Here is a 25,236-nt window from a genome sequence, read left to right as displayed (position 1 = left end):
ATGCCAGCATTAAAGCAAATATCAAAATCAAATTCTCCGCACTCCGCGTCGCATCATGACAAGGGGAAGGAATCTTTTTTTGGTGTTCAGGCAAAATTGAATATAGGAAAATCTAACGATAAATTTGAAGTCGAAGCCGATAGAGTCGCAGACCACGTGGTGGCCAATAAACAAACGCCAAAAGCAGACTCTTTCTTTTCACCGTCACCAGTAGTGCAAAAGAAACTGGCACGCAATGTTCAAAAACAAGAAGAGAAAAATAAAGAAGTGCAGCAAAAAACAGCTGCGCAAACTATAACACCTGTTGTACAACTCAAAACGGATTTAATCCAAAACAAACTCGATTCTAGAATAACCGAAAAACGGGAAGCCAATCCCGCTTTTTCTGGATCAAAATCATTAATTCAGCGCAAGCTTGAAGATAAAGTCCAGAAAAAAGAAGAAACGGTTCAGAATAAAAAAGAAGTCAAAAAACCTGAAACGGTCTCAAAAGATACTCCAGCAATCAAACCTTTAATTCAAAATAAAGGAGAAGAAGAAAATGTACAGCAGAAAAAAGAAGAAGAGAAACAAAACTCAGACGAAGAAAAACAACTTCAAAAAAGTGCGGCTAGCGATGCCAGTCCTAGCGATGATTCTAATATCGAGTCCAAACTAAACAGCAGTAAAGGCGGTGGTTCTCCTCTATCTGGAAAAATAAAAACCGAAATGGAATCTGGCATTGGAGCCGATTTCAGCAATGTCCGCATACATAATGACTCCAATGCTGTTCAAATGAATAAGCAATTAGGCGCTCAGGCTTTTGCTACGGGAAACAATATTTATTTTAATGAAGGAAAATACAATCCGAATTCGAAAGAAGGCAAACATTTACTGGCTCACGAATTAACGCATACCGTACAGCAGGGAGCGGCAATTAGAAAAAAACCAGAGCCTATCTCCCCTGCTCCTGAAATGGTTCAAGGTTCATTCCTCGATTTAGTTCCCGACTGGATAATCGATGGTGCACGACACGTTCCGGGTTACACCCTATTTACTGTTATTATTGGTTATGATCCTTTACGACAAGTCGATGTAGAGCGAACTCCAATTAATCTTGTTGAAGGTTTAATGGGACTTATTCCATTTGGAACCGCCATATTCGATAAGCTTCAGGAATATGGAATTTTACAGCAGGTTTTTGACTGGGTAGAAGGAAAATTAGGAGAACTGGGACTAACAGTTGACAGTATTCTTGATTTGGTTGAAGAAGTTTGGGACGAAGTATCATTTCCTTTTACAGGCATAATTGATTTAGTTACAGAAAAATTCAATGAAGTCGTTAATAGAATAACTTCTTTCGTTAGTGCAACAGTTGATCAAGTAATTACTTGGATAAAAGAAGCTTTGATTAATGTTGCTGAACCTTTATTGGCAGAAAACAAAGCTTGGTCATTAATCAAAAAAATAATCAAATACGATCCGTTACGAGATGAGGCTGTAAATGCCACAACGGTGGAAATATTAGAAGATTTCTTAATCCTGATAGACAAGCAAACTGAACTGGAGCAGATGCGCGAAAAAGGCACACTGCAAAAAACTGCCGATTGGCTTGATACTCAGGTTGGAACTTTCAACTCTTTACTTGGCGAACTTCGCGGACTTATTACCGCAGCTTGGGATGCCATTCAGCCATCCAATTTGGTCAATATTGCAGATAATCTTTCTGCACTTGCCAATCAAGCTGGAGATTTTTTACAAAGAGTTTGGGATTTCGCTTCAGGTGTGGCATTAAAAGTATTAGAACTTGTCAAAGATTCACTATTAACATGGCTGTCTTCTCAAGCCGCTACCGTAAGAGGGTATTCGCTTGTTAAAGTAATTATCGGAAAAGATCCTTTTACACAAGAAGTCGTACCTCGCACAGTTCCAAATATGATACGAGGTTTTATGAGCCTTATGGATGGCGGAGAAGAACAATATGCGCAAATGGTGGAATCTGGTGCAATAGCCAGAATTGCAGGCGAAATTGAAGCCGCAGTAGAGACGCTCAACATGACGCCACAATCTATCATACAGCTCTTTACTGATATATGGGATTCTATGACTATCGATGATCTCATTCATCCGATAGATGCTTTCATGAGAATCATTGAGAAATTTGGAGAACCTATAGGCCGATTAATTGCTTTTGTGGCAGAAATTGTTAGAATCGTTATTATGGCCATTCTCGAAATTATGAATTTCCCATTTGATCTCATCGGAAATATTATTACAAGAGCTTTAGAAGCGATTGATGACATCAAAAAAGATCCAATTGGTTTCTTAAAAAATATACTGCGAGCACTTAAACAAGGATTTGTACAATTCTTTGACAATATCGTCACACATCTAATCAATGGTGTCACTGGCTGGCTGATGAGCGAGTTGAAAGATGCTAATATTCCAGTTCTAACTGATTTCTCTTTACGCGGTGTTATTACCTGGATTATGGAAGTGCTGAATATCTCGATGGAAAGAATCTGGGAAAAACTAGCCGCACATCCTCGCATTGGCCCTGCAAGAGTAGCTAGAATCCGCAGTATGATTAATACGCTTGAAGGCATTTGGACATTTATTAAAGATGTTCAAGAACGCGGTATGGCGGCCATTTGGGACAAAATACAAGAACAGCTGAGCAATTTATGGAATACCGTTCTCGATGCCGTGAAAAACTTTGTCATGGAACGTATTGTCAATAGAATTACAGCCAGACTTTTAAGCATGCTTGACCCAACGGGAATCATGGCCGTCATAAACGGTGCTATGGCATTCTTTAATGCAATTCAAAGTTTTATAAAATACTTGCGCGAAATGCTCGAAGTGGTCAATTCGTTTGTTAATGGTGTAGCCGATTTAGCACGAGGAAATGTCGCCACAGCCGCAGATTATCTAGAAAGAACCATGGGACAAGCTATGCCTGTTGTAATAGGCTTCTTGGCAAATCAAGTCGGTTTAACTGGTATTGGAGCAAGAATTGGAGAAATGCTTATTGCTGTTCGCCAAATGGTTGATGATGCGTTGACTTGGTTGGTAAACAGAGCTGTAGATACAGGAATGGCATTGTTAGACAGAGCTATGGCAATGGGTGCAAGTGTAAGGGATGCTATTTTGGGATGGCTCGGAATAAGAAAAGAATTTGTTGCTGATAATGGCGAAAATCATACTTTATATTTTACTGGAGATGAAAATGCTCCTGTTTTAACTATAGCTAGTAATCCAACAGCATTTACAACATTTATAACTTCAGTTGATGTTGGTAATGATCCTGTGAAAACAAATTCTAAAGCTCAAGCCTTAATTATTGCTGGGCAAATTGATGCTAAAAAGAGAGAATCTGTTGCTGCACCAACTCCTGCGGAAGAAAATGCAAATAGCGAAAGAAAAAAACGAGAACTTGAAGCCTTATTAAACCAACTAAGTAACCATGCAAAATCTCTTTTTGGCGTGTCAGATGCTGACTTACCCGAATCCGTAATTGATCAACAACAAGAAAGCAAAGGTGGCGATATCGTTGGTAAGAAAATGACTGCATCAATACTTACAAAAAAAGGTCCTGCAGGCTCAGAACCTACACAAAGAAGTCATGCTTTATTTGACAAACTTGCCAAACGCAAAAATGGAGGAAGTAGTTATTACATTAGAGGTCATTTATTAAATCATAACACACATGGCCCTGGAACATGGGAAAACATGACTCCATTGTCAAGAGAAGGAAACAGTGCACATGAAGGATCTGTAGAGTCACTTGTTAAAGCAGCTGTTCAATCAGGAGCAATAGTTTTTTACTCTGTCGAACCAAAAAATTATATTGGAAATTTAAATACTCCAAATGATGCAGATCCTACAATTAAAGAAATTAGAGAAGCAGAACAGTTTGTACCAAGAACTTTAGATTGTAAAGCTGTATTACTTGAAAAAAATGGAAATAATTATACTGAAAAAGCTGGAGGTAATATTGCTACACTTTCTGTAAATAATCCAGTTGACACAAATATTAATTCATACGAAATAAGCACTACAAGCAGAGCAAGAGTTAGCATAATAAATAGTTCAATAGATGATCTAGTAAACAATACGGTTGGAATTAGAAGCGGAACTATGACTACTATCCAAAACAAAGCAAAAACCATTGCAAATCTTAGATTGTATAATCAAATAAAAGACGAATTTCCTGATACACCTGAAAATGCAGTTATTAGAGCTGCTATTAACTCACTTCAAGCATTATCAAATGTTGTTATTAATTAAAAGAACAAACCCATGGAAAATATTTTTAACAAAATAGATTTAACATTTCTAGAAATTAGCCAAAACGAAAAAATAAATAAACAAAAACAGGATTTTAATTCTTCTGCAAATAATGACCTCATTTTAGAAGGACAAAAAGCAGGCTTAGATCATAACACATTATCTTTTTTTAAAGAATCAAATGGGTATGAGATGAGTTGGGAAAAAGATTCTCAAGGCAATATTTCGGGGAAAATTAATATTTTAAAATTAGAATACATTCTAAAAGGTATAAAAAGTAATTACCCCAGCTTATCAGATAAGGATCCTCTTTATAATTTCCATCCTATTGATCAATTTACAGATGAAGCTCATTGCGGTATTTTTATAAACAGCATCGCTAATAATCGAATGTTCTTTCACAGAGATGGAGAATCTGAAACTATTGATTTAATGATTGATTTTAATGCTTACATGGAGCTAGCATTAGAAGCAAGAGGATTTTTTTATTGGCAAAAGTATATCATTGAAAAACTATATGATATCTCAAGCCCAGAAAGTGAAAGTTTTAAAAAACATATGTCTGAAATATTTACTGATTTTAAACTTGAAAGTTTTGATAAGAAATATGAAAGCTTGAAACTTAAATAAAATATGAACACTCTTCTAAAAAAGTCTTCAAGTAATAAAAAAAGAATATGCAAAGAAAAAAAATGACATAACCTCCACTAGTGAAACATAAGGAGAACTTTTTATTATGGCTATTTTGGCCACGAAAATAAAAACTGGAGAGGTTGTAGAGACAATAATTTTAAAAACATTTAAAACACTAAAGTCATGCAAAAAACATTCTACCAAAAAGAACTGCTTATTAAAGCACCACAACAAAGAAACGGAGCAAACAACAACAAGAAAGACGTCGAAAAAATTCAGTCTTGGCTTAATTTATTTGCTATGCAGAATCCAGGCTCAGGAACGTCAACGGGTATCGATGGCGATTTTGGTCCTGCAACAGAAAAGGCAGTATTGAATTATCAAAAATTTAATGGTTTGCCTCAAAACGGAAATGTAGATCAAAGCTTATTCGATAAACTGGCATCGCCACTCAAAAAAGCTTTTGAAAGTCCGATATCTGGAAGTAATCTGAGAGAATTGATTCTGAATACAGCCAAAAATCATCTCAAAAATCAGCCTTTTGAACTTGTCATAAACAACCAAAGCAATACTGGACCGTGGGTTCGAAGCTATATGGATGGACACGAAGGAACGGAATGGTTTTGGTGCATGGGTTTTGTTCAGGCTATTATAGATCAGGCGGCTTCTATTCAAGGAAAAAATTTCAAAACGTTAATGCCGCTAACCTATAGCTGCGATACTGTTGGAACAACTGGTCTTCAGAAAAAAATATTAACTCGCTATCAAACGGCCAGAACCAATTCCGCTTTGATAAAACCCGGAGATATTTTTCTTCTTCAAAAAACGCCAAACGACTGGATTCATACCGGAATTGTAACTGCCGTTCATGCCGATACCATAGAAACTATTGAAGGCAACACAAATTCTGGCGGTTCTCATAACGGAAACGCTGTGATGGACAAAATCAGAAATTATAAACAATCTAAGCTTGATTTTTTCTCAATCGAATCATTAGTATAGCAAATGGAAAATGTATTTACCTATATCAAAAACCAATTCGTATTTCAGCTTGATGCTTTATTTCAGGCCGAAAATCCAACGGAAAAACCTGTTTTAAATCAGCTTGATGCGAATGATTTTATTGACGAATTTATTATCGAAAATAATCTTTCAGAAATTGATATTCTTATCTTAGGATTAGCTCTGGTTCCGCATTTGAAACCCGATTTTTTGAATTCGATTATTGCCGAATATTTGCCAAATGGCGGCGAACTGCCTGAGTTTGGCGGAATCAAAACAAAAAATCATCGAGGAATTCTGCCAACAGGCGAAACGGCTCAGTTTTTAGTTGCTGGAAATGATCTCGAAAACCGAATCGCATTTTATAATTTCCTTCACAATCAATCTTTTTTATATAAAAAAGGAATGGTCAAAATAGAATCTGTTCCAAATGGCGAACCTAAACTAAGCGGTCTATTAATTTTAGAAGATGAATACATCGAAAAATTCATAACTGGAAAAATCCTAAAACCTCAATTGAGCAGCATTTTCCCTGCCCAATTAATAGAAACGCAATTAGATTGGGACGATTTGGTCTTGAATTCTAACACCTTAAATCAGATAAAAGAAATTGAAACTTGGCTTAAATTCAACGATATTCTGCTTCACGAATGGAATATGAAAGCCAAAATAAAACCCGGTTTTAGAGTAATGTTTTACGGTGCGCCAGGAACAGGAAAAACACTTACTGCTTCGCTTTTAGGAAAATATACCCAAAGAGATGTTTATAGAATAGATTTGTCGATGGTGATTTCGAAATACATTGGGGAAACCGAAAAAAACCTGTCTTCTCTTTTTGACAAAGCAACTGATAAAGATTGGATTCTATTTTTTGACGAAGCCGATGCCGTTTTCGGAAAAAGAACCAATGTTAGAGATGCGCATGACAAATATGCCAATCAGGAAGTTTCATATTTATTACAGAGAATCGAAAATCATCCTGGATTAGTGATTCTGGCCTCAAACTTTAAAACGAATATTGATACTGCTTTTACTCGTAGATTCCAATCTATAATTGAGTTTGAAGTGCCTTCTTATGGCGAGCGTTTAAGATTGTGGCAAAATAATCTTCCAAAAGGAATTAAAATTGCTGAAGATGTAAATCTCAATGAACTTTCAAAAAAATACGATATTACAGGCGCCAACATTGTCAACATTATTCAATATGCCTGCTTGAAAACTTTAGAAGATCAAAACAAAAGTATCAATCTCAATCATTTACTTCAAGGAATTAAAAAAGAATACGCAAAAGAAGGAAAAATGATGTAATTGAATATCACTTCAGATCTTTTTATGACCTTTATGTAAAAAGCATAACTCCATTTATTATAGATTATAAATTACAGTAAATAGATTTCCTAAAAAATCAGATTATCAATAAATTAAAATCTACTGCATTACTTTCATTCAATTAATTAATTTGCAACGTGATTTTTCAATCTTTTATTTTAGTAAATTTACTAGTGTTTATAATAATCGATTTACATGGAAATCACTAATATAGGTCCTGTTTCTGTCAAGGATGTGCCAATCACAAAGATCAATGCTTTTAATAGCGAAGCAGTATTGGATATGCTTTCAGTTGAAGAGCCGCTGGAAATAAAGATTCTGTACGGACCCGAAAATCAGAGAACTCAAAAAAACATCTCTGTGACAATGAGAACTCCAGGTAATGATCATGAACTCGCTACAGGTTTTTTATTCACTGAAGGAATTATTCCTTCATATAGTGTTATTAAAGAGGTCAGCCATTTAGCAGGACAATGTACAAGACAAAAACAAAATTCCATTCAGGTCGAGCTCAGAGAAGATTTTATTCCTCAATTAATGCAAGCTGACCGAAATTTCTACACTACTTCAAGCTGTGGGGTTTGTGGGAAAAGTTCAATTGAATCTATAAAAACAGTAAGTGCGTTTAGCGTTAAAAATAAAACTGTCTTACATCTTTCTAGAGAAATCTTGTCTCAGCTTCCTCAGAAATTAAGAACGGCACAAACCGACTTTTCCAATACTGGTGGTATTCATGCGTCTGGATTATTTTCTGTTGATGGAGATCTTATCCTTCTTCGTGAAGATGTGGGAAGGCACAATGCCCTAGACAAACTAATTGGATCAGCATTATCAGCAGACTTGTTGCCCCTTAATAAACATATTTTGCTGCTGAGCGGAAGAGCAAGCTTTGAGCTAATCCAAAAAGCAGCTATGGCTGGCATATCGGCTGTTGCAGCAATAGGCGCACCATCAAGTCTTGCTGTCGATCTAGCAAAAGAATTTAACATGACTCTTATAGGATTCCTCAGAGAAGATAGATTCAATGTCTATAATTCCTCTGATGTTGCACCCATACTGATTTCTGATTTAGAGAATAAGACTGTTTAAAAATCAATAAAATATTTCCAAATAGAGCGAAAGCAACATTATTCACAAATTTCACAAAGTGCCAATTAATACCAAAAAGCGATGAAAAAGGATCAAAACGAGAAAAGTAGCAATGGAGAAAATATAAAATCACCAGACGCTGAAAACCCATATAGACTTTTAGATCTGAAATTAACGAAAGTTGAAAATTGGGCGGCGGGAGTTCCAGCCGTGGTAGCTGCTTTTAGCGATCTTATTGAAGAGAAAACCTTGGTTAGAGGAACAAAAGCTCTCTTTAAGATGAATCAGACTGGCGGTTTTGACTGTCCGAGCTGTGCGTGGCCCGATCCTGATGATGAACGGTCTTCTTTGGGCGAATATTGTGAAAACGGTGCTAAAGCACTGGCTGAAGAAGCCACTACAAAAAAAATTACTGCCGATTTTTTTAAAGAAAACTCTATTTATGATCTCGCTCAATTAGACGATCATCAGATAGGAAAAATGGGCAGGCTGTCTGAACCCATGTACCTTCCCGAAAACGGCACTCACTATGAACCTATAAGCTGGAATGATGCATTCAAAAAAATAGCGCAACAGCTCAATACGCTCGAATCGCCAGATCAGGCCGCTTTTTACACTTCTGGAAGAACGAGCAATGAGGCTTCTTTTCTTTATCAGCTCTTTGCCAAAGAATATGGCACCAACAATATGCCAGATTGCTCCAATATGTGCCATGAAACATCTGGAACTGCTTTAAGACCGACAATTGGAATCGGAAAAGGCACTGTTACTCTGGACGATTTCTATGATACAGATCTCATTATAATCATTGGTCAAAACCCTGGCACCAATGCTCCGAGAATGATGAGCGCCTTGGCAAAAGGCAAAAAGAACGGAGCAAAAATTATTGCCATCAATCCATTGCCAGAAGCCGGTCTGATGGGTTTTAGAAATCCTCAAGAAATTAACGGAGTTCTCCGAAGCGGGGTTAAACTGGCAGATCTATATCTTCCTGTAAAAATAAATGGGGACATGGCTCTTTTAAAAGCTCTTGAAATTATCTTAATTGAATTAGAAAAAAACAACCCAGGAAAGGTATTCGATGCTGATTTCATCAGAGAAAAAACAACAGGATATGATGCCTTTATAGAACAGTTTAGCCGCTATAATCTTGACGATCTTGCACAGCTTTCAGGTGTTTCTAAAGAAGAACTTTATCAGGCTGCGGAAATGCTTGCATTCAAAAAACGAATTATAGTTTGCTGGGGAATGGGACTAACCCAACAGCCTAATGGTGTTGATATGATTAGAGAAATTCTCAATATCTTACTGCTAAAAGGAAGCATAGGCAAACCTGGCGCTGGTGTCTGTCCTGTACGCGGACATAGCAATGTGCAAGGAAACAGAACTATGATGATCGATGAAAAACCTACCGACGAACAGCTTGACCGTCTGCAGGCGTTTTATGGTTTTAATCCGCCGCGTAAACATGGATATGATGTTGTACGTGCCATTAAAGCAATGCATGACGAAAAAGTAAAATTACTTTTCTGCATGGGAGGCAATTTTTTATCTGCAACCCCCGATACATCTTACACAGCCGCAGCATTAAGAAAACTAAATTTGACCGTCTGCGTGTCTACCAAACTTAATCGCAGCCATCTCATACACGGACGAGAAGCCTTAATACTGCCAACATTGTCTAGAAGCGATATTGATATGGTTAATGGTCAGGCGCAGTTTATATCGACAGAAAACTCTATGGGTGTGGTTCAGTCTTCAAAAGGCATACTTAAACCTGTTTCTGATAATCTTATTAATGAAACTCAGATTGTCTGCAGAATGGCCATGGCCACATTGGGAGAGAAATCCGTGATTAACTGGATGCGTTATCATGACAGTTATGACGCAATAAGAGATGACATCGAAAAATGCATACCTGGATTTGAGAATTATAACATAAGAGTGCGCGAAAAAGGCGGTTTCTATCTCCCAAATGCAGCGCGCCACGGAGAATTCATAACAAAAGAATTTGGAGATCGAGCACCATTTACCTTAACAGAAGTGCCACAAAATGAACTTGAAAAAGACGAATACATGATGGCAACAACTCGCACGCATGACCAGTTTAACACCACAATCTATGGTCTTGATGACCGCTATCGTGGCATAAAAAATGAACGCAGGGTAATCTTCATGAATCAGAAGGATATTGACAAAGCAGGCTTCAAAACTGGCGATAAAGTTGATTTGTTTAATTATGACGACAATATTGAAAGGATTGCTCCGCTTTTTATCATTGTTTCATATCAAATACCTGAAAAAAACACTGTCACCTATTTCCCAGAAACCAATGTTCTAGTATCTGTAAATAATGTGGTGAAAGACAGCAATATGCCAGCGTCCAAATATGTAAAAATTAAAATCAGGAAACACGATCCTGAAATTTACACTAAAATTAAACAATTGTAATTTCACTAAATTAATAGCGTGCCATTGCCTTTAAAAATAGTTCTCAGATGCCAATTCGTTTATATTTGCAACCGAAGTGCTGTTTTTAAAGGAACTCGAATAAATTGATTATGATAATAAAAAGTAAAGATAACTGGTTTAAAATGCTTTTTGTCTGGCATGGTTCGGTGCTGCCTCGTTTACTGCCAAGATTAGCTGTACTATTTCTGATGTCTCTAGCCATCGTATATTTTCACGGAATTATCTTCTCATTTAAAATTCCTCTTAATCCGGCACCACTCACTTTGTTTGGTTTTGTGTTGGCTCTGTTTCTAGGATTTCGCAACAATGCTAGTTATGACAGATTCTGGGAAGGTCGAAAACTTTGGGGAGCCTTATTGAACGATACAAGATCATTAGCAAGACAAAGTCTGACTTTAACAGATCCTAAAACAGATAATATACAGATAGTGGAATTTATTTCCCTGCTTCGCACTTTTCCTTACGCTTTGAAACATCAGCTAAGAAATACAAGTCCTGATGAGGATTTGAAAATGCGTCTCACAGAAAAACAGTTGGCAATAGTTTCTGAGGCACGCTATAAACCTATTGTTTTGACAAAACTTATGGCAGAATGGATTGGAAAGGCAAAACAAGAAAACAAAATTGATTCTATCCAACAAGCGCGTTTTGATGAAAATCTCGATGCTTTAACTATTATTGTGGGCGGCTGCGAAAGGATCGCCTCTACTCCTATACCATTTTCTTATCGTGTTTTACTGCATAGAACGGTATATATCTACTGTTTTCTGCTGCCATTTGGATTAGTAGACAGTTTGAATTGGCTTACTCCCTTTATTGTAGTATTCATTGCCTACACTTTTGTTGCTTTTGAGGCAATTGCCGATGAAATAGAAAATCCTTTTGGAACAGAACCCAATGATTTGGCCTTAAATAGCATGTGCCATATGATTGAAAATACGGTATGTGAACTCGCAGGAATAACTTTGAACGAAACGACAAAATCAGCAGCGATCATTATTGATTAAGGCTTTACTTATGCCTTAATAAATCTAGCTAATTTCACTATGAAATAAATTTATCAAAAAAAATCACTCGCCAAACTGATCTAGCATATCCAAAGTTGGTACAAAAAATAATGTTCCCGTTTGCGCTGCGCTAAAATCCAAAATGCGATCGTAATTGCCTGGCGGATTACCAATAAACATATTTTCCAACATTTTTTTGGTAGTGCTGAATGTGCTGGCGTAAGAAATGAAATAGGTTCCTGCAACACCTTTTGAAGGATTTCCGAATGGCATATTGTCCCTCACAATTTTAAGGTCATCGCCATTTTCATCTGTAATGGCAGTAAGAGCGCTATGAGAATTTGACGGTTTTACTTCATCAGACATTTCAATATCATCCATTTTAGATCTTCCAATTACCTTTTCCTGTTCTTCTGTTGAAAGACTTTTCCAGTCCTTCATATTATGCAAATACTTCTGAACAAATAGGTAACTGCCCCCTTTGTATGCAGGATCCTCATCTCCTACTACGGCAAAAAACTCCCTTTCTTCTCCTATTGGATTTTCAGTGCCGTCGACAAAACCGATTATAGAACGCCCGTCCCAATATCTAAATCCGTGGACTTCTTCGAGACACTCAGCATTCGGCCTTAGTACATCACTGATTGCCATGGCCATATCAAAACAAATAGCTTCATTTTCTGCTCTTAAATGAAAATGAAGGTCTCCAAAAGTGGCTACTGCAGTGTGTTTAATCCCTACAATAGGCTCAAAATTAACCAATTCCTTAGGCAGCGGATTTGGCATTCCCAGTCTTATCCATGCATCATGACCAACTCCCATCACACAGCTGGTGCGTCCGTCAGGCCTTCTTACAGCATAAGAATTATTTAAGTTACCTACTAATGAACAGAGTTTCTTAAATACAGCTGACGCATCGGTCTGATCTTTAAATTTCCAAACCATAAAAATCGTATTCTTATTTGGGTAATCTGTAACGTTTTGAGACTGATTCATTGTTGCTGATGTTTAATTGCCATTCAAATATAAAACTAAAATTTCGAAGTAAAAAGATCCATCGTCCAATAAAACCTACAGTTACAGCTAGGTATTCCCTAAAGCAAATCAGTCACATCTATTTCATTTATATGATGCCAAATTCTGAATTAAAAGTTCAAAACTTAATTCGGACGTTTAAACAAAACATATTCGGACGTTTAAACAAAATGACCTTACAGTATCGCACATAACTTTGCCTCATCATAATAACTTAAATAAAATTAAAATGGAACAGAACAATTATCAAGGTGCACTTCAGAGAGCTTTAGGTTCAGGATTTAATGCATCATCAACAGCAGAGGAAATAATTAGAGGAATTGATCTTCAGGGAAAAACCGTTATTGTAACTGGAGGAAATACGGGTATCGGATTACAGACCGTAAAAACGCTTTCTCAAGCGGGCGCTCAAATCATAGTGCCGGCAAGAGACATAGAAAAAGCAACAAGAAATCTGGAAGGATTATCCAACGTAACAATTGAAGAAATGGATTTGATGAATCCAGACTCGATTGATGCTTTTGCCCAAAAGTTTATCCTTACTGGCAGACCGCTACACTTGCTGATAAATAATGCCGGAATTATGTGGGTGCCTTTACGAAGAGATCATCGAGGATACGAATCACAGCTGGCAACCAATTATTTGGCCGTATTCCAACTTACGGCAAGACTATGGAGTGCTCTCAAAAAAGCAGACGGAGCCAGAGTGGTAAATGTTTCATCAGGCGGACACCAATTTTCTGATTTTGATTTTCAAGATCCTAATTTCCTAAATCGAGAATATGAAACTTTGACTGCTTACGGACAGTCCAAAACAGCTGTAAACCTTTTTTCAGTAGAATTGGACAAAAGAGCAAAACATCACAACGTGCGCGCTTACTCCTTATGTCCAGGATCAGTGGGAGAAACTGAATTAGGAAGAGAAGCTCCTGTTGATTTATTTCATAAACTAGGATTCAGCGATGCAGAAGGAAACATACTGCCAGAAGTTGCCGCATCCTTAAAAACAATTCCACAAGGCGCAGCCACGACAGTTTGGGCAGCTACGAGCAAACTTCTTGATACGATTGGCGGAGTATATTGCGAGAATGCAGATGTAGCAGATTTAAATTCTGATGTATCCATAATCGGCGGAATCAAACCGTATTCGCTAGATAAAGCAAATGCAGAAAAATTATGGAAACTGAGCGAAGAAATGACAGGCATAACATTCAATATCAGTTAAAATTGGTATCTTTAAACCGCACAGGCATTATGGAATATCAGGTAAATTATATCACAAGCGAAATAAAACTTTCCAACTACACTGGCAGACTCTTCAAAACAGAGGCTGCCTTTGATGACCATTTGCTTGTGTGGCTGATTTCGGGTGAAACAAAAATTATTCAAGCAGATGAAAGTTTTATATTTGGCGCTGGCAGCACTTTTTTAATTCCGCGAAACCAACTCGCTACAATAATCAATACCCCAAAAGACGGTTTACCGCACCAAGCTGTTGCCATGCATCTTTCAGCTCAAAGACTTAAGGATTTTTATAGCCATGTAAATCCTGCACCAAAGATTTCTAAATCAAGCATTTTCAGTTTTGGCCAGCATCCTCTGCTTTCTAGCTGTATGGCTTCGCTGATTCCTTATTTTGAAATGCAGGAGAGCTTTCCAGAAAATATAGCTTCACTAAAAATTACTGAGGCCATTACAATTCTTAGAACTATAAATAAAGATATTGACTCTATTCTATCAGATTTTGCTGCACCAGGCAAAATCGACTTAGCCGCTTTTATGGAAAAGAATTTTATGTTTAATATGTCTCTGGAAAAATTTGGCTATCTGACAGGCCGAAGTCTTACTACCTTCAAACGAGATTTTTACAAGGCCTTTAACCTGACGCCTCAGCGTTGGCTAACCAAAAAAAGGCTAGAAACGGCATACTATCAGCTTACAGAGAAAAATAGAAAACCTTCTGATATTTATTATGAAATCGGATTTGAGAATCTATCCCATTTTTCCTTTGCTTTCAAAAAACAATTCGGCTGCTCCCCTACCGATCTAACTAAAATATAAAGGCGTTACTTTATTTCATAAAAAAGACAGATATTGCTGATATCTGTCTTTTTTCATATACAAGAAATAATTAACTCTAATCTATATTTTTTTCAATACAGGAATCTTTATTTGCTGAAATCGTAGCTTATAGCAGCGCCAAGCCCAAATTGAAATGTTGTAGCATAATCCGTAACTGCTACAGGTCCCCAATAGTAGTCCCAATAATAGTCATATCCAACAGCTGCTGACATAGACTGCAGATAGGCATGAAGATTAATTGATAATGGCGAATTGGTTTTTACTTTCACACCGCCTTTAATCTCCCAAGCAAAATAAGTTCCGTTGCCACTTCTAGGCGTTTCAAGAATAGATACCCCTAAACCTGCACCAAGAAACGGAAGCGCCTTTTGAGAGCTCGAACCGAAATAATATGTATAATCTGCCAATATGTAATTGATAGCGCCTTTATCATCTCCCGCATTAAGCTGAGTGCCGGCAGGAATGGTATTAGCACCATTTATTATAGCAACTTTTGTATACAAAGGCATGTGTGTATCAAGCCTATTATACTTTAGCTCTACCGAAGCGTTATCCATTATAAAGTACTCCAAACCTATTCCGTACTCAAAACCATCTTCTACACGTGCGTAAGAAGAATCGAAATCTACTCTGTCAGCAAAGGTATAACCTCCGTACAGGTTAAGCAGAAATGACTGGGCGCTTTGGGCCGACAGCGCCAACGAAAAGAAAAAAAAGGTAACTAATAAATAATACTTTTTCATGATTTCTAATTTTAGTTTTTAATAAATGATTTTATTGTTCCAAGCCTGTCAGCTTAATTGAAAAATAATTAGAGTCTGTATGGGTGGCTTTTCTTACCCAAAGTTATCTTACAAAAGTGATTTTCTGCAAAAATGCGTAACCAATTATGTTTCAAATTATAAAATGAAACCATTATATGATAAATTCTAAAAAATCATGTGTTGTTTTTAAAATCAAAATGCTATTAGACAAATTTCTTTTTTATGTTTTTGGTAACGAATGTTTTATTCTGATGCAGAATCAACTTGGTTTCTTTTCTTGATTTTCCGTTCGCTCGGATTTGCAATTCGTACCCGCAACAATAAGACACAAAACAAATCATCAAAACAAAAGTTACACAAATTAATGCAATCTTTTATATTCCCCTGCTGGCGCGAGCGTATCGCTTGTGCGTACACAGAATAAAACTAACTCTAAAAAAGAATGAGCCCGATGCAATATCGAGCTCATTCTGATAAAATTTAATTATAAATGCGTCTGCAGTTCATTTTCTAAATTTTAATCTATCATTTAATAATCAATTTTTTAGAGACATTAAAAGCATTGGAATTAATTGTCACAATATATATTCCAGGGGCCAAATGATGACTGATTTTTGAAGATGAACTGATTCTGTTTACCAAAACTTTTCTTCCACTGCTATCAGTGACTGTTACAGTTGCTGTATCATCTGCTTCCAGTTCTGGCAAAACAATATTAAATTCTTTATTAACTGAAGGATTTGGATAAATGCTCACTACAGAATTCTCAACTGTAACTTCAGGAGTATTCACTTTTTTCGCTGTCGAAGTGTTTTCAAACTGCCATTGTGCACTTTCCCAATTATTTTGACCTCCAAGATATTGCGCAGAACCATTTAGATTTTCAATATGAATCATCGCTCCTGTCTGCCATCTGTTTTTGATTCTTACCCAGGTTGCGTCTACATTTTCAGAAGACCATTGTGCGCTCAACCAGCCGGACTGGCCTGCTGTACATTGTACTGCACCAGTTAAATTCTCAATATGCATTACGTCTCCTGTACCTACATTTTTTATCATATAGTAAGTACCATCAATAGCTACTTTTTCCCATTTGTAAGTATTGTTTGCCACTGTTGGACCATATCCTACATTGTTTCCGGCATCATATAAATAATTGCCTGTCCATTTGTTTTTGATGGTAAAATAGTTTCCTGTTGCGGCATTTACAGTAATTGCTGCAGTACTCGTTTTATTTCCATCAACTGTTGTTACCGTAATTGTAGCGGTACCTGCTGAAACTGCAGTAACTAATCCTGACGAATTAACCGTTGCCACACCTGTATTGTTTGAAGTATAATTAATCGATTTATTAGTTGCATTTGAAGGCAAAACTGTTGGTGTTAACTGCTGTGTTCCGCCTACAGCTAATGTAGCTGATGAAGGGCTTAAACTCACACTTGTTACTGCCACATTTGATGAATTTACTGTTATTGCAGAAGTCGCCGTTTTATTACCATCCTGTGTCGTTACGGTAATGGTAGCCGATCCTGAAGCAACCGCAGTTACTAAACCTGAACCATTTACCGTTGCAACACCAGTATTATTTGAACTATAACTTACTGTTTTATTGGTAGCATTGGCTGGAGAAACAGTAGAAGTTAATTGCTGTGTAGCGCCAACACCTAGAGTTACTGTTCCTGGCGAAAGCGTTACACCTGAAACCGGAACATTTGTAGTGGAACAGTTTCCGCTCTGCGTCCATGAAAATGTGCCAATTGCACTAATTTCTTCATTAGTTGTGGCATTTCCGCCTCTGTTAGAATAATTCATATTGCAATAGGTGCCATTTCCGCTTGGAGAACCTGCAATAAGCACAAAATAGCCTCTGCCCCAGTTTCTGTTCAATACATTGTTATTTGGATATTCTTTACCCGTTCCGTTAACGGTTATGTCTTTAAAAGAAAGATTATAAATACCATCTCCCGATCTTTTACTAATAGAAATTGCATCGTTTCTTGAATCTATAATATCAATGCTGTAAAGCTGAACATTCTTAACCTGACTTCCAGCATTTGTAGCACTAAAAATATCAATTGCCGCCACGGGATTGTTGTAAGTATCATTAAAAGTTCCGCAGGCTGTTATGGTAATATCATGAATTTCGTGCATACCATCGTTGTTAAATGGTGCTCCTGGAAAATTATTACTCACTCTGATTCCTGCTTCCAGATTATCTTTGATGATTAAATTGTAACCTTTGTTATTTTTCCCTCCGTAAATAGCAAGTCCACAAGCGCGCCAGCAGTTTTCTGAAGTATTGTATCGAAATGTATTATTGATGCATTCGAGTCCGTCAGCAGACCAAATCGCCTGATCGTCGTCTCCATTGTTTCTAAAATTACAGTGTTCTACAATTGAATTCGCTGTTCCTTTGCAAAGATTGATTCCATCAGCATAATTATTTCTAAAACGACAGTGCGATAATGTAAATCCGTCAGCAATTGCTGGCCCACCAGAATTGTATTGCGCAATCCAGGCACCACATTCAAAATGTTCTGCCCAGATATTTTTTACTATTGAACCACTTGTAAAAACTCCGTTTATTGCTTTATAAGAATTACTTCTCGAAGCCGAATTTGTGGTAAGATATAAATCTGTAAATGAAATGTTGCTTGCATTGGCACGTAATCCGCCATTTAAACTGCTGGTGTTAGTAAAATTAATCTGTGTGTACCACATTCCTGCACCAATTAGCGAAGTGTTTGCAGAACCAAAATATAATTCTCGGTTAACATTATAAACTCCGCTCGGAAGAAATATTTTTTTTCCGCCATTTGCATCAATAAAAGTCTGAAGATCACTTCCGTTTCCTGAATAAGTTACGGCACCTGCAGGAGCTGTAACAGCTGTTGGCACCGGTTCCATTTCTGCAAAGTCAATATGAACATTACCTGATTCTCTCACCAATTTTAATGTTCCGTTTACAGCAATTTTAGCAGGAAGTTTATAGCGAACTTCATCAAAACGCATTCTTGGGTTTTGATTTGTAATTCCGTTATTGTTCGGATTTCCGTTGCTCCACAAATATTCCCAAGACCAGGTTGAAGTCAAAGTAAGCGTTGTAAGCTTTGTGTTGCCATTATAAACCCCAATAGTTCCAGATTGCCCGTCAGGAACACTATAGCGAATTACTAATCCGTCAGCGGCTTCACTAAGCGTCCATTGAACGGTCGCATTTGTGGCAGACATATTCACACACTGCTGATCTGAAGCTTCTGACTGAAGATCGGCCTGACTGTATGATTTTGCAGTGACTGAAGCACCATTAGACAATTGCCCTAAATTTGCCTCGTACCTTTTATAAGGTGCATCATAATAACCGCGTTGGGCATAGGAACCTGAAGTAAAAAGAAGAAAAAAAAACCATAATATAATATGGTAAAATTGAGCTTTTCTCAAAAAAAAATAATGTAATTTGTTTCTCATAAGTTTTGGTTTATTAAATAGTTAGTGCCTTACAAAAAGGCCGTAACGAAACTATACTTAAAAAAGAAATTAAGGTAAAAATGGACAAAAAATCAAGATCAATAAAACGATTTTTTCATTATAAAAACTTAACAATCAATAAAATACATTTTTTAACAAAATAAAAAATCAAGAATCAATATAGATGCAAATTTGATAATTTAAGGTCTTGAAAATGAGAATATAAAAAAACAACCTTATTTTTTAAACTTACTTGCTTCTAAAAATTTACTTTCATTTATTCCTCAAGAATTGTTTGATTGCAAATCCGCGCTATCGTTACGGAGATAAATCTGCGTGATCGGGTTCCTTTTCTTGATTTTCTCAACTCCCCTTTCTCTTATGAATTCTACTGCATCAAGCATTTTGTTTATATGAATATAAGGTGTCATCAAATCGGGCTCGGAATCTGCGGAATGTGGAGACAATGAAAGCTCAAGGATTTGGTACAGAAATGATTCAAATTCTTCTAGCGTTTTTTCTGCAAATGCTTTTTGAAACACCAAAAATGGATTCTCATATTCTTCTTTTGTTAGCGAAGAAAGATGAAAAACCGTTTCAGATCGCAGAGAATCTTTTATTTTCCATTTTCTACTTTTCTCCTTTAGACAGGAACACACCTTGAGGAAAGATTTGATAACGGTATACAAAACAAAAACATGCGAAGGATTGTCCTGTTTGTAGACTTTTGTTTTATAGCTGTATAGTACAGCTTCGGTTAAACTTTTTTTGTAGTAATCCAGATGTGCAAAAGCAAAAAAAGCATCGATTGCCTTAAACGGATTTCCCGCTGCATATCCTGCCCAGAAGCTAGTTTCGAAGGTTGTTTTATTCTTTTTCATGGCTTATAGATTTAAAATTCTAAAGCGAAATTCTCTTCTTTCTAAAGGATAATCTATTCGAAATACAGATATAATATTCTTACAAAACAATTCTTCTTTGAAATATTTTTTTATCTTTGAAACTCACGATTTTTAGCCCAAATGGCTTTATCTTTGAATCTTCAGAAAACTCAATATTCATTATGGAACAGAAAATACATCAGGGAAGAAACGTAAAACGTTTTAGAGAAATGCTTAACATAAAGCAGGAAGCTTTGGCTTATGATCTGGGCGAAGACTGGAACCAAAAGAAAATTTCTATGCTGGAGCAAAAAGATGTTATTGAAGAAAATCTACTGAAACAAATTTCAGCCGTTTTAAAAATTCCTGTTGAAGCTTTTCAGAATTTTGATGAGGAACATGCTGTGAATATTATTGCTAATACTTATTCATTTCAAGACTTTAAAGATAATGCTGTTGCTTCTGGATTTAGCTATCAACCTACTTTCAATCCTGTTGACAAAATTGTTCAATTATATGATGAAAAAATTGCTTTATACGAGCGCATGTTGAAGGAGAAAGATGAGATGATGGTTAGGCTTGAGAAATTGATTGGGAAATAGTTACTTTATAGAGATATATAAAACAGAAAAGAGACTTTTAAAAGTCTCTTTTTGTTTATCAAATGATTATGCTCTATTATTTTATCATTAAGGAGTTAAGTGTCTAAATAAAAAAGAATTAGCATTCCTAAATAATGTATTTGACAACTCTTTTGACATGCCTACTTCAAACAAAAAGCCACTCACCAGTAGCATTTTTAATCTTTCAGATAAAAACATTAGATCTTTTTCAGAGATTTTTTTCTTTTCCAAGCTTTTACTATAATGTGTATAATAATTCCTTAAATCCTTAACTTGTTTAACAAAAGTTGTTTTTTCTGGAATAATTTCATCTATTATGTCATTAGAATACTTCTCAGTCAATTCTATAAGTCTTTGGGCTAAATCTAAATGATTGCCGAATTGTAGCTGTCCTTTCATCCAACTATGATATTTAGCTGGCAATATTTCTAATATTTCTTTTTTCATTTCACTATATTCTTCCTTTGGCATTTTTGTATGGTCATAGATTCTAGAATGTAATGTTTCAGCTGATTGTGCCAAATTGAGAAACGTATTTTCATCAAATACAGCACCATTATAAAATTGATCAAATAAAAGATTAAAAGCAGGGCTTAACTTATCGTACTTTTCAAACCAATTTTTTATAATCAACGGAAAAACATCTTTAATTTTAGTGTAATTAAAAAGCATCTCATATGGATGTTTTTCTTTTTCATTTCTTCTTTTGCGAGTAGTTTGATAAAATTCAATTGGCTTTCTATATTTACCAGCTACACCTAAATCATTTTGGATATTATTATTATAAAGAATTATTTTGTTTGGAAGAACACTTCTGTATATTCCAAGAATCAAGAAATTTTGAAAACGACTTAACAATTTGCGTATTTCTTGTAAACTTATTTCATTTCTAGAACTAAGTTCTAGTCGAGCTTCTTGAATTATATATTCATGCTTTTTAGAATAAAATTTAGGTCTAGAAACACTAAAAGTAAACTTCCCACTATGATTGTCATGAAGATCAAATTCAATATCTTTTGGCTTTATATAATTAATACTATATAAATTTTCAACAGTTGTTTTAGAATCATTCTGAAAACCTGAAATATCAAGCCACTCATCAAAATTTTGTAAAGAACTTGCAACCGTATTAAATTTAAGAGATTCTTCATCTTCAAAATGATAACCTTTTAAAATAAAATTAACATAAAAGGTTTCTTTCGTAGGACCTGGCACTTCACTGCGTAACGTCTTTCTTTCTCTAAAACTTAAATAGCATCGATAAAGTGTAATAGATTCACTATCAACCGAAGTCCCTAAAATTATACTACCATTCTCTAGAGAGGAGTTAAAATCCTGAAAACTTTTATTTTCGTCTAAAGAACCTATTAATTCCAAATAGGAACCTTCAATAGGGTCAAATCTTAATATCCCTGATACCTTCTTGTCTTTATTAGAAGGTAAAAACCATAATCCTTTTATTTCAAATTTTTCTGTCATAGATTATTTACACTAAATAAGTTTTAATTTAAACATTTCTGAGAGCTGAGTCATAGAAAGAATTTCCGAGCTATCGCAAAAAAATATTCTTACAACATAAATTCTGGACCGAATTCGGTGAATTCTGCTATTTGTCCATCATATTTATTTCGTGTGCTCCCTCCTTTTACTATTTCTTCTTGATTTATTACAGCCCCTCCACTAATATATATTGAAAATCCTATATCAGGTTTTTCCATAAAATGCTTTTTATTCTCTTTATTTAGTATAAAGTTGTTATAATAGAGATCTGAATCTTTGTTTATAACAGCTTTATTATATACTGTTATCGGTTGTCCGCAGCTTTGAGTATTAAAAATAAAATTTTCCAAATAGTTAACTGTATAGTCTAATTCTCCTATAAATTGATTAATGTAAAAACCAATATAAATCGGTTTTTCAATTTTATCGTAATATCTAATTTTAAAAGCCTTTTCTAATATTGCTACGAAAACGGGATCAAACTCTTGAGTAACGTCACTGTTAACTTTAGCAAGTAGATTTTTAAGCTGTTCGAATCTGTCAAAATGATAATTGTACCATTCTCTTTCTTGTAAATTAAAAACAATTATAGCTTTCAAATATTTTTCTACGGCAATACTTGCAAGAGCCAGCCCTTGAACGATATAATGATTATTAAGTAAAAAGCGCGCCGCAATATAATCTCGGTATCCAAGGTCAGTAAACGTATATCCTACAGATAACTTTTCCATAAATTTAATTGATCTTTTCATAATGTTATGTCTTACAATTAATAAAATCAGTCATGACGATTAATGATTCAAAGATACCAGACAACTACGCAATAATTTTGCGTAGTTAAATAATATTATTCAGATTCTATTAATTTTATAGCAAACATGACTAGTAATATATAGTTACAATCCAATCACGCGCATTTTTAATACTTTTCCGCAAAGTCTATAATAACAGATTTAAAAATACCAATTTATTATAAAAATAATTTACCCGATAGCACGGATTGCAAATCCGCGCTATCGGGTCATAAAATAAAAAACCAGTGAATCAACTTCACTGGTTTCTTTTTTTTCATAAATCATCATCTATTTTAAGATGACTTATAAAACTAAATTATTTTGTAATCCCAAACATCATGACCAATTTATCATTTAGATAAAAATTAAGCGTTTGGTCTGCTACATCAAAACGCAGATCTTTATTGTTTAAATAAGATAATATTTTTTGCTCTGTGTCATTTCCTTCACCAATGCAAGCCATTTTTGTAGTCGCTATTTTATCAAAAGAAATAGTATCACCGTTAGTTTCATAAATTCCAAAGAAGTTATTGCAACCCGTATTTCCGCTTACTTTCTTTTCTGATGGATTAAACTTAATAGAAGCTTTTCCGTAATCCTGTCCAACATTTTCTAGTGCGATTAGTTTCCAATTGTTTTTTCCAATAAAACTCCAAAGTTGGTCTTGAGTTGGAATAGAAAATTCCATAACCACTTTGTTCTTAGAATTTTTAAACTGCACTGTATTGTTTTTCTTTACAATTTTGAACTTTTTATTGGTTATCGCAGCGCTAAATTCTTTTTCCAATTTCATGCTTTCGTCGTCACAAGCCATTAAAGTTCCCATAGGAGAATTGGTCTTGATTTGATTTTTTGAAGAAAGCTTCGTGTATTTTACGTTGAAATTATTACATCCGTTTTTACCGCTTATTGTACCAGCTTCATCGTTAATTGTAATAAATGCTTTTCCGTTATTTACCTTTTTTCCGTTTAACTGGGTTAAAATCATTTTGGTATTATAAATTCCTTTTTCCTTATTTACAGGTGTTTTAGAAATTATGCTTTTCAGTTTATACTGGTATGCAGAAGCATCAGCCGGAATAGGTTCTGGTCTTTTGGTTCTCGTTACCAGTAGTTCATATCGATTTCCTTTTTCAAAATTAAAACCTTCAATATGATCATAAAATAATTGCCATTCTTTGCCATTATCATACTTTACCTGCAGACATTCCATAGGTGCAACTCCCGTACATGGCACTTTACTTTCTTTTACAAACATTTTTAAACTTTCCTGACCATATGTAAATGTTGATAATAACACTACTACAAAAACATACATACATTTAAATCTTTTCATTTATTTTAATTTTTTTAGAACACCGATTAAGCGCTCAGATTATTCAATGATTTTTTTGCAGGCAGGAATTGTGCCACTTTAAAATTAAGAATGCTTTTAACTTTTTTTTATCATCGCTGAATTCCGTTTTTTCTTTAACAATTAAACTATTACAACACTGGGAATCAGTTTATTTGTATAAATATAACAAAAATAAGCACTTTTGTTATATTTAAGAATATTTTTGTAGTATTTTTCAACTTCTTAAACTAAACTGCCATTATTTTGATTGGTCTTGACAGTCTTCTTTAAGCTCTATAATATGTTTATATCAAATTTTAAACTATAATTCATTATAGCTTAAAATTACTTCTCCTTTTTATTTTTACTATTTTCTCTTTTTTAACTTCTCTTCTCACTAACCTTAAATTTGGTTTATGTAAGCTTTCATCAAAGGAATTTTGGATTGCACGAAATGTGGCTACTTCATATGCCATAGCTCTTGCGTCTACAGGGTGATAAGTACTGTCAATAATTTCAAAAACAAACTTTTGCCCATCGGCTCTTTCCTTCTCAATAAAATCAATAAATAGGTTTGCAACTTTATCAACACTGTCCCTACAATATTTAGGCAATTCTTTCTCACTTACACTGCAAACTATTTCCGAATCGCTTTTAGTAGAAGTATAAAATCTAAATTTTACATGTCCATAGCGATCACTGCCAGAAATCATTATACAAGTACCTTCTCCATTGAGTTCTAAATTATCTTGATTTATTCTGCTTTTATCAAAATCTTCAAACTTCTTAAAATAATCATTTCTCACTAATTCTTCCATTGAGAGCTCAGAATTGACATCTTTATCTGGAGATTCCACAACAATCTCTTCATTTGGGGTTTCGCTCTTGCCATTATCATTTAGAAGAAAAATTTCTTTAAGAAAATCAAATATTCTCATATAAAGTCATTTTA

The 25,236-nt window shown here is 35.2% G+C and carries 18 protein-coding genes; 10 read left to right on the top strand and 8 right to left on the bottom strand.

Going from position 1 to position 25,236, the window contains the following annotated elements:
• The 7 genes from ACNRYB_RS14905 (at position 1) to ACNRYB_RS14875 (ending at position 11,801) form a co-directional block, all read left to right on the top strand.
• Positions 1-4,269, top strand: coding sequence for an eCIS core domain-containing protein (locus ACNRYB_RS14905; protein ID WP_473727748.1), 4,269 nt, complete (start codon positions 1-3; stop codon positions 4,267-4,269).
• Between the two features lie 12 nt (positions 4,270-4,281).
• Entirely contained in the window at positions 4,282-4,899 is a 618-nt protein-coding gene (locus ACNRYB_RS14900; RefSeq protein WP_129747576.1) for a hypothetical protein, read from the top strand.
• A gap of 186 nt (positions 4,900-5,085) precedes the next feature.
• Positions 5,086-5,904, top strand: a complete 819-nt coding sequence (locus ACNRYB_RS14895; protein WP_129747574.1) for a peptidoglycan-binding protein — start codon at positions 5,086-5,088, stop codon at positions 5,902-5,904.
• Between the two features lie 3 nt (positions 5,905-5,907).
• Entirely contained in the window at positions 5,908-7,212 is a 1,305-nt protein-coding gene (locus tag ACNRYB_RS14890; RefSeq protein WP_473727747.1) for an ATP-binding protein, read from the top strand.
• Between the two features lie 216 nt (positions 7,213-7,428).
• The gene (gene fdhD / locus ACNRYB_RS14885; protein WP_473727746.1) at positions 7,429-8,322 is read left to right on the top strand and encodes a formate dehydrogenase accessory sulfurtransferase FdhD; all 894 of its coding nucleotides are present in this window, start codon (positions 7,429-7,431) and stop codon (positions 8,320-8,322) included.
• 81 nt (positions 8,323-8,403) lie between these two features.
• Complete coding sequence (locus ACNRYB_RS14880) at positions 8,404-10,773, top strand: FdhF/YdeP family oxidoreductase (protein ID WP_473727745.1); 2,370 nt, start codon at positions 8,404-8,406, stop codon at positions 10,771-10,773.
• A gap of 110 nt (positions 10,774-10,883) precedes the next feature.
• Complete coding sequence (locus ACNRYB_RS14875; protein WP_473727744.1) at positions 10,884-11,801, top strand: bestrophin family protein; 918 nt, start codon at positions 10,884-10,886, stop codon at positions 11,799-11,801.
• Positions 11,802-11,864: 63 nt separating this feature from the next.
• Here the strand turns inward: ACNRYB_RS14875 and ACNRYB_RS14870 are convergent, their stop codons facing one another.
• Entirely contained in the window at positions 11,865-12,797 is a 933-nt protein-coding gene (locus ACNRYB_RS14870) for a Dyp-type peroxidase (protein ID WP_473727743.1), read from the bottom strand.
• A 268-nt stretch (positions 12,798-13,065) separates the two neighbouring features.
• On the opposite strand from ACNRYB_RS14870, the gene ACNRYB_RS14865 reads away from it, so the two are divergent.
• Positions 13,066-14,061 carry an SDR family NAD(P)-dependent oxidoreductase gene (locus tag ACNRYB_RS14865; RefSeq protein WP_129747562.1) on the top strand — a complete coding sequence of 332 codons (996 nt, stop codon included), beginning with the start codon at positions 13,066-13,068 and terminating at the stop codon, positions 14,059-14,061.
• A 29-nt stretch (positions 14,062-14,090) separates the two neighbouring features.
• Positions 14,091-14,897, top strand: a complete 807-nt coding sequence (locus ACNRYB_RS14860) for a helix-turn-helix domain-containing protein (protein WP_129747643.1) — start codon at positions 14,091-14,093, stop codon at positions 14,895-14,897.
• A 107-nt stretch (positions 14,898-15,004) separates the two neighbouring features.
• On the opposite strand, the gene ACNRYB_RS14855 is transcribed toward ACNRYB_RS14860, so the two are convergent.
• The 3 genes from ACNRYB_RS14855 to ACNRYB_RS14845 all read right to left on the bottom strand — a co-directional run bounded on the left by ACNRYB_RS14855 (position 15,005) and on the right by ACNRYB_RS14845 (position 20,031).
• Positions 15,005-15,661, bottom strand: a complete 657-nt coding sequence (locus ACNRYB_RS14855) for an outer membrane beta-barrel protein (RefSeq protein WP_129747560.1) — start codon at positions 15,659-15,661, stop codon at positions 15,005-15,007.
• Between the two features lie 546 nt (positions 15,662-16,207).
• Positions 16,208-19,150 carry an Ig-like domain-containing protein gene (locus ACNRYB_RS14850; RefSeq protein ID WP_473727742.1) on the bottom strand — a complete coding sequence of 981 codons (2,943 nt, stop codon included), beginning with the start codon at positions 19,148-19,150 and terminating at the stop codon, positions 16,208-16,210.
• Positions 19,151-19,434: 284 nt separating this feature from the next.
• Complete coding sequence (locus ACNRYB_RS14845; RefSeq protein WP_473727741.1) at positions 19,435-20,031, bottom strand: hypothetical protein; 597 nt, start codon at positions 20,029-20,031, stop codon at positions 19,435-19,437.
• Positions 20,032-20,213: 182 nt separating this feature from the next.
• Between ACNRYB_RS14845 and ACNRYB_RS14840 the strand changes: the two genes are divergently transcribed.
• Complete coding sequence (locus ACNRYB_RS14840; protein WP_473727740.1) at positions 20,214-20,633, top strand: helix-turn-helix domain-containing protein; 420 nt, start codon at positions 20,214-20,216, stop codon at positions 20,631-20,633.
• Between the two features lie 87 nt (positions 20,634-20,720).
• Here ACNRYB_RS14840 and ACNRYB_RS14835 read toward each other — a convergent pair whose 3' ends face one another.
• The 4 genes from ACNRYB_RS14835 to ACNRYB_RS14820 all read right to left on the bottom strand — a co-directional run bounded on the left by ACNRYB_RS14835 (position 20,721) and on the right by ACNRYB_RS14820 (position 25,222).
• Positions 20,721-22,133: an ApeA N-terminal domain 1-containing protein gene (locus ACNRYB_RS14835; protein ID WP_473727739.1), complete on the bottom strand. Its 1,413-nt coding sequence runs from the start codon at positions 22,131-22,133 to the stop codon at positions 20,721-20,723.
• Positions 22,134-22,222: 89 nt separating this feature from the next.
• Positions 22,223-22,885, bottom strand: a complete 663-nt coding sequence (locus ACNRYB_RS14830; protein WP_473727738.1) for a HEPN domain-containing protein — start codon at positions 22,883-22,885, stop codon at positions 22,223-22,225.
• Positions 22,886-23,264: 379 nt separating this feature from the next.
• Entirely contained in the window at positions 23,265-24,284 is a 1,020-nt protein-coding gene (locus ACNRYB_RS14825) for an META domain-containing protein (protein WP_473727737.1), read from the bottom strand.
• A gap of 332 nt (positions 24,285-24,616) precedes the next feature.
• A complete protein-coding gene (locus ACNRYB_RS14820; RefSeq protein ID WP_473727736.1) occupies positions 24,617-25,222 on the bottom strand; it encodes a hypothetical protein in 606 nt (201 codons plus the stop codon).
• Positions 25,223-25,236 lie beyond the last annotated feature (14 nt).

The sequence above is a fragment of the Flavobacterium sp. CR10 genome, from assembly GCF_055814415.1.
Note: the sequence above shows the minus strand (reverse complement) of the source record. Positions and strands in the feature narration are given on the sequence as shown.

Bases quoted from the DNA above. Each gene is read 5' to 3' on its own strand.
- ACNRYB_RS14865 (WP_129747562.1), top strand. From the start codon at position 13,066: ATGGAACAGAACAATTATCAAGGTGCACTTCAGAGAGCTTTAGGTTCA.
- ACNRYB_RS14820 (WP_473727736.1), bottom strand. From the start codon at position 25,222: ATGAGAATATTTGATTTTCTTAAAGAAATTTTTCTTCTAAATGATAAT.
- ACNRYB_RS14880 (WP_473727745.1), top strand. From the start codon at position 8,404: ATGAAAAAGGATCAAAACGAGAAAAGTAGCAATGGAGAAAATATAAAA.
- ACNRYB_RS14835 (WP_473727739.1), bottom strand. From the start codon at position 22,133: ATGACAGAAAAATTTGAAATAAAAGGATTATGGTTTTTACCTTCTAAT.
- ACNRYB_RS14900 (WP_129747576.1), top strand. From the start codon at position 4,282: ATGGAAAATATTTTTAACAAAATAGATTTAACATTTCTAGAAATTAGC.
- ACNRYB_RS14840 (WP_473727740.1), top strand. From the start codon at position 20,214: ATGGAACAGAAAATACATCAGGGAAGAAACGTAAAACGTTTTAGAGAA.
- ACNRYB_RS14825 (WP_473727737.1), bottom strand. From the start codon at position 24,284: ATGAAAAGATTTAAATGTATGTATGTTTTTGTAGTAGTGTTATTATCA.
- ACNRYB_RS14860 (WP_129747643.1), top strand. From the start codon at position 14,091: ATGGAATATCAGGTAAATTATATCACAAGCGAAATAAAACTTTCCAAC.
- ACNRYB_RS14895 (WP_129747574.1), top strand. From the start codon at position 5,086: ATGCAAAAAACATTCTACCAAAAAGAACTGCTTATTAAAGCACCACAA.
- ACNRYB_RS14855 (WP_129747560.1), bottom strand. From the start codon at position 15,661: ATGAAAAAGTATTATTTATTAGTTACCTTTTTTTTCTTTTCGTTGGCG.
- ACNRYB_RS14875 (WP_473727744.1), top strand. From the start codon at position 10,884: ATGATAATAAAAAGTAAAGATAACTGGTTTAAAATGCTTTTTGTCTGG.
- ACNRYB_RS14850 (WP_473727742.1), bottom strand. From the start codon at position 19,150: ATGAGAAACAAATTACATTATTTTTTTTTGAGAAAAGCTCAATTTTAC.
- ACNRYB_RS14890 (WP_473727747.1), top strand. From the start codon at position 5,908: ATGGAAAATGTATTTACCTATATCAAAAACCAATTCGTATTTCAGCTT.
- ACNRYB_RS14845 (WP_473727741.1), bottom strand. From the start codon at position 20,031: ATGAAAAAGAATAAAACAACCTTCGAAACTAGCTTCTGGGCAGGATAT.
- ACNRYB_RS14830 (WP_473727738.1), bottom strand. From the start codon at position 22,885: ATGGAAAAGTTATCTGTAGGATATACGTTTACTGACCTTGGATACCGA.
- ACNRYB_RS14905 (WP_473727748.1), top strand. From the start codon at position 1: ATGCCAGCATTAAAGCAAATATCAAAATCAAATTCTCCGCACTCCGCG.
- fdhD (WP_473727746.1), top strand. From the start codon at position 7,429: ATGGAAATCACTAATATAGGTCCTGTTTCTGTCAAGGATGTGCCAATC.
- ACNRYB_RS14870 (WP_473727743.1), bottom strand. From the start codon at position 12,797: ATGAATCAGTCTCAAAACGTTACAGATTACCCAAATAAGAATACGATT.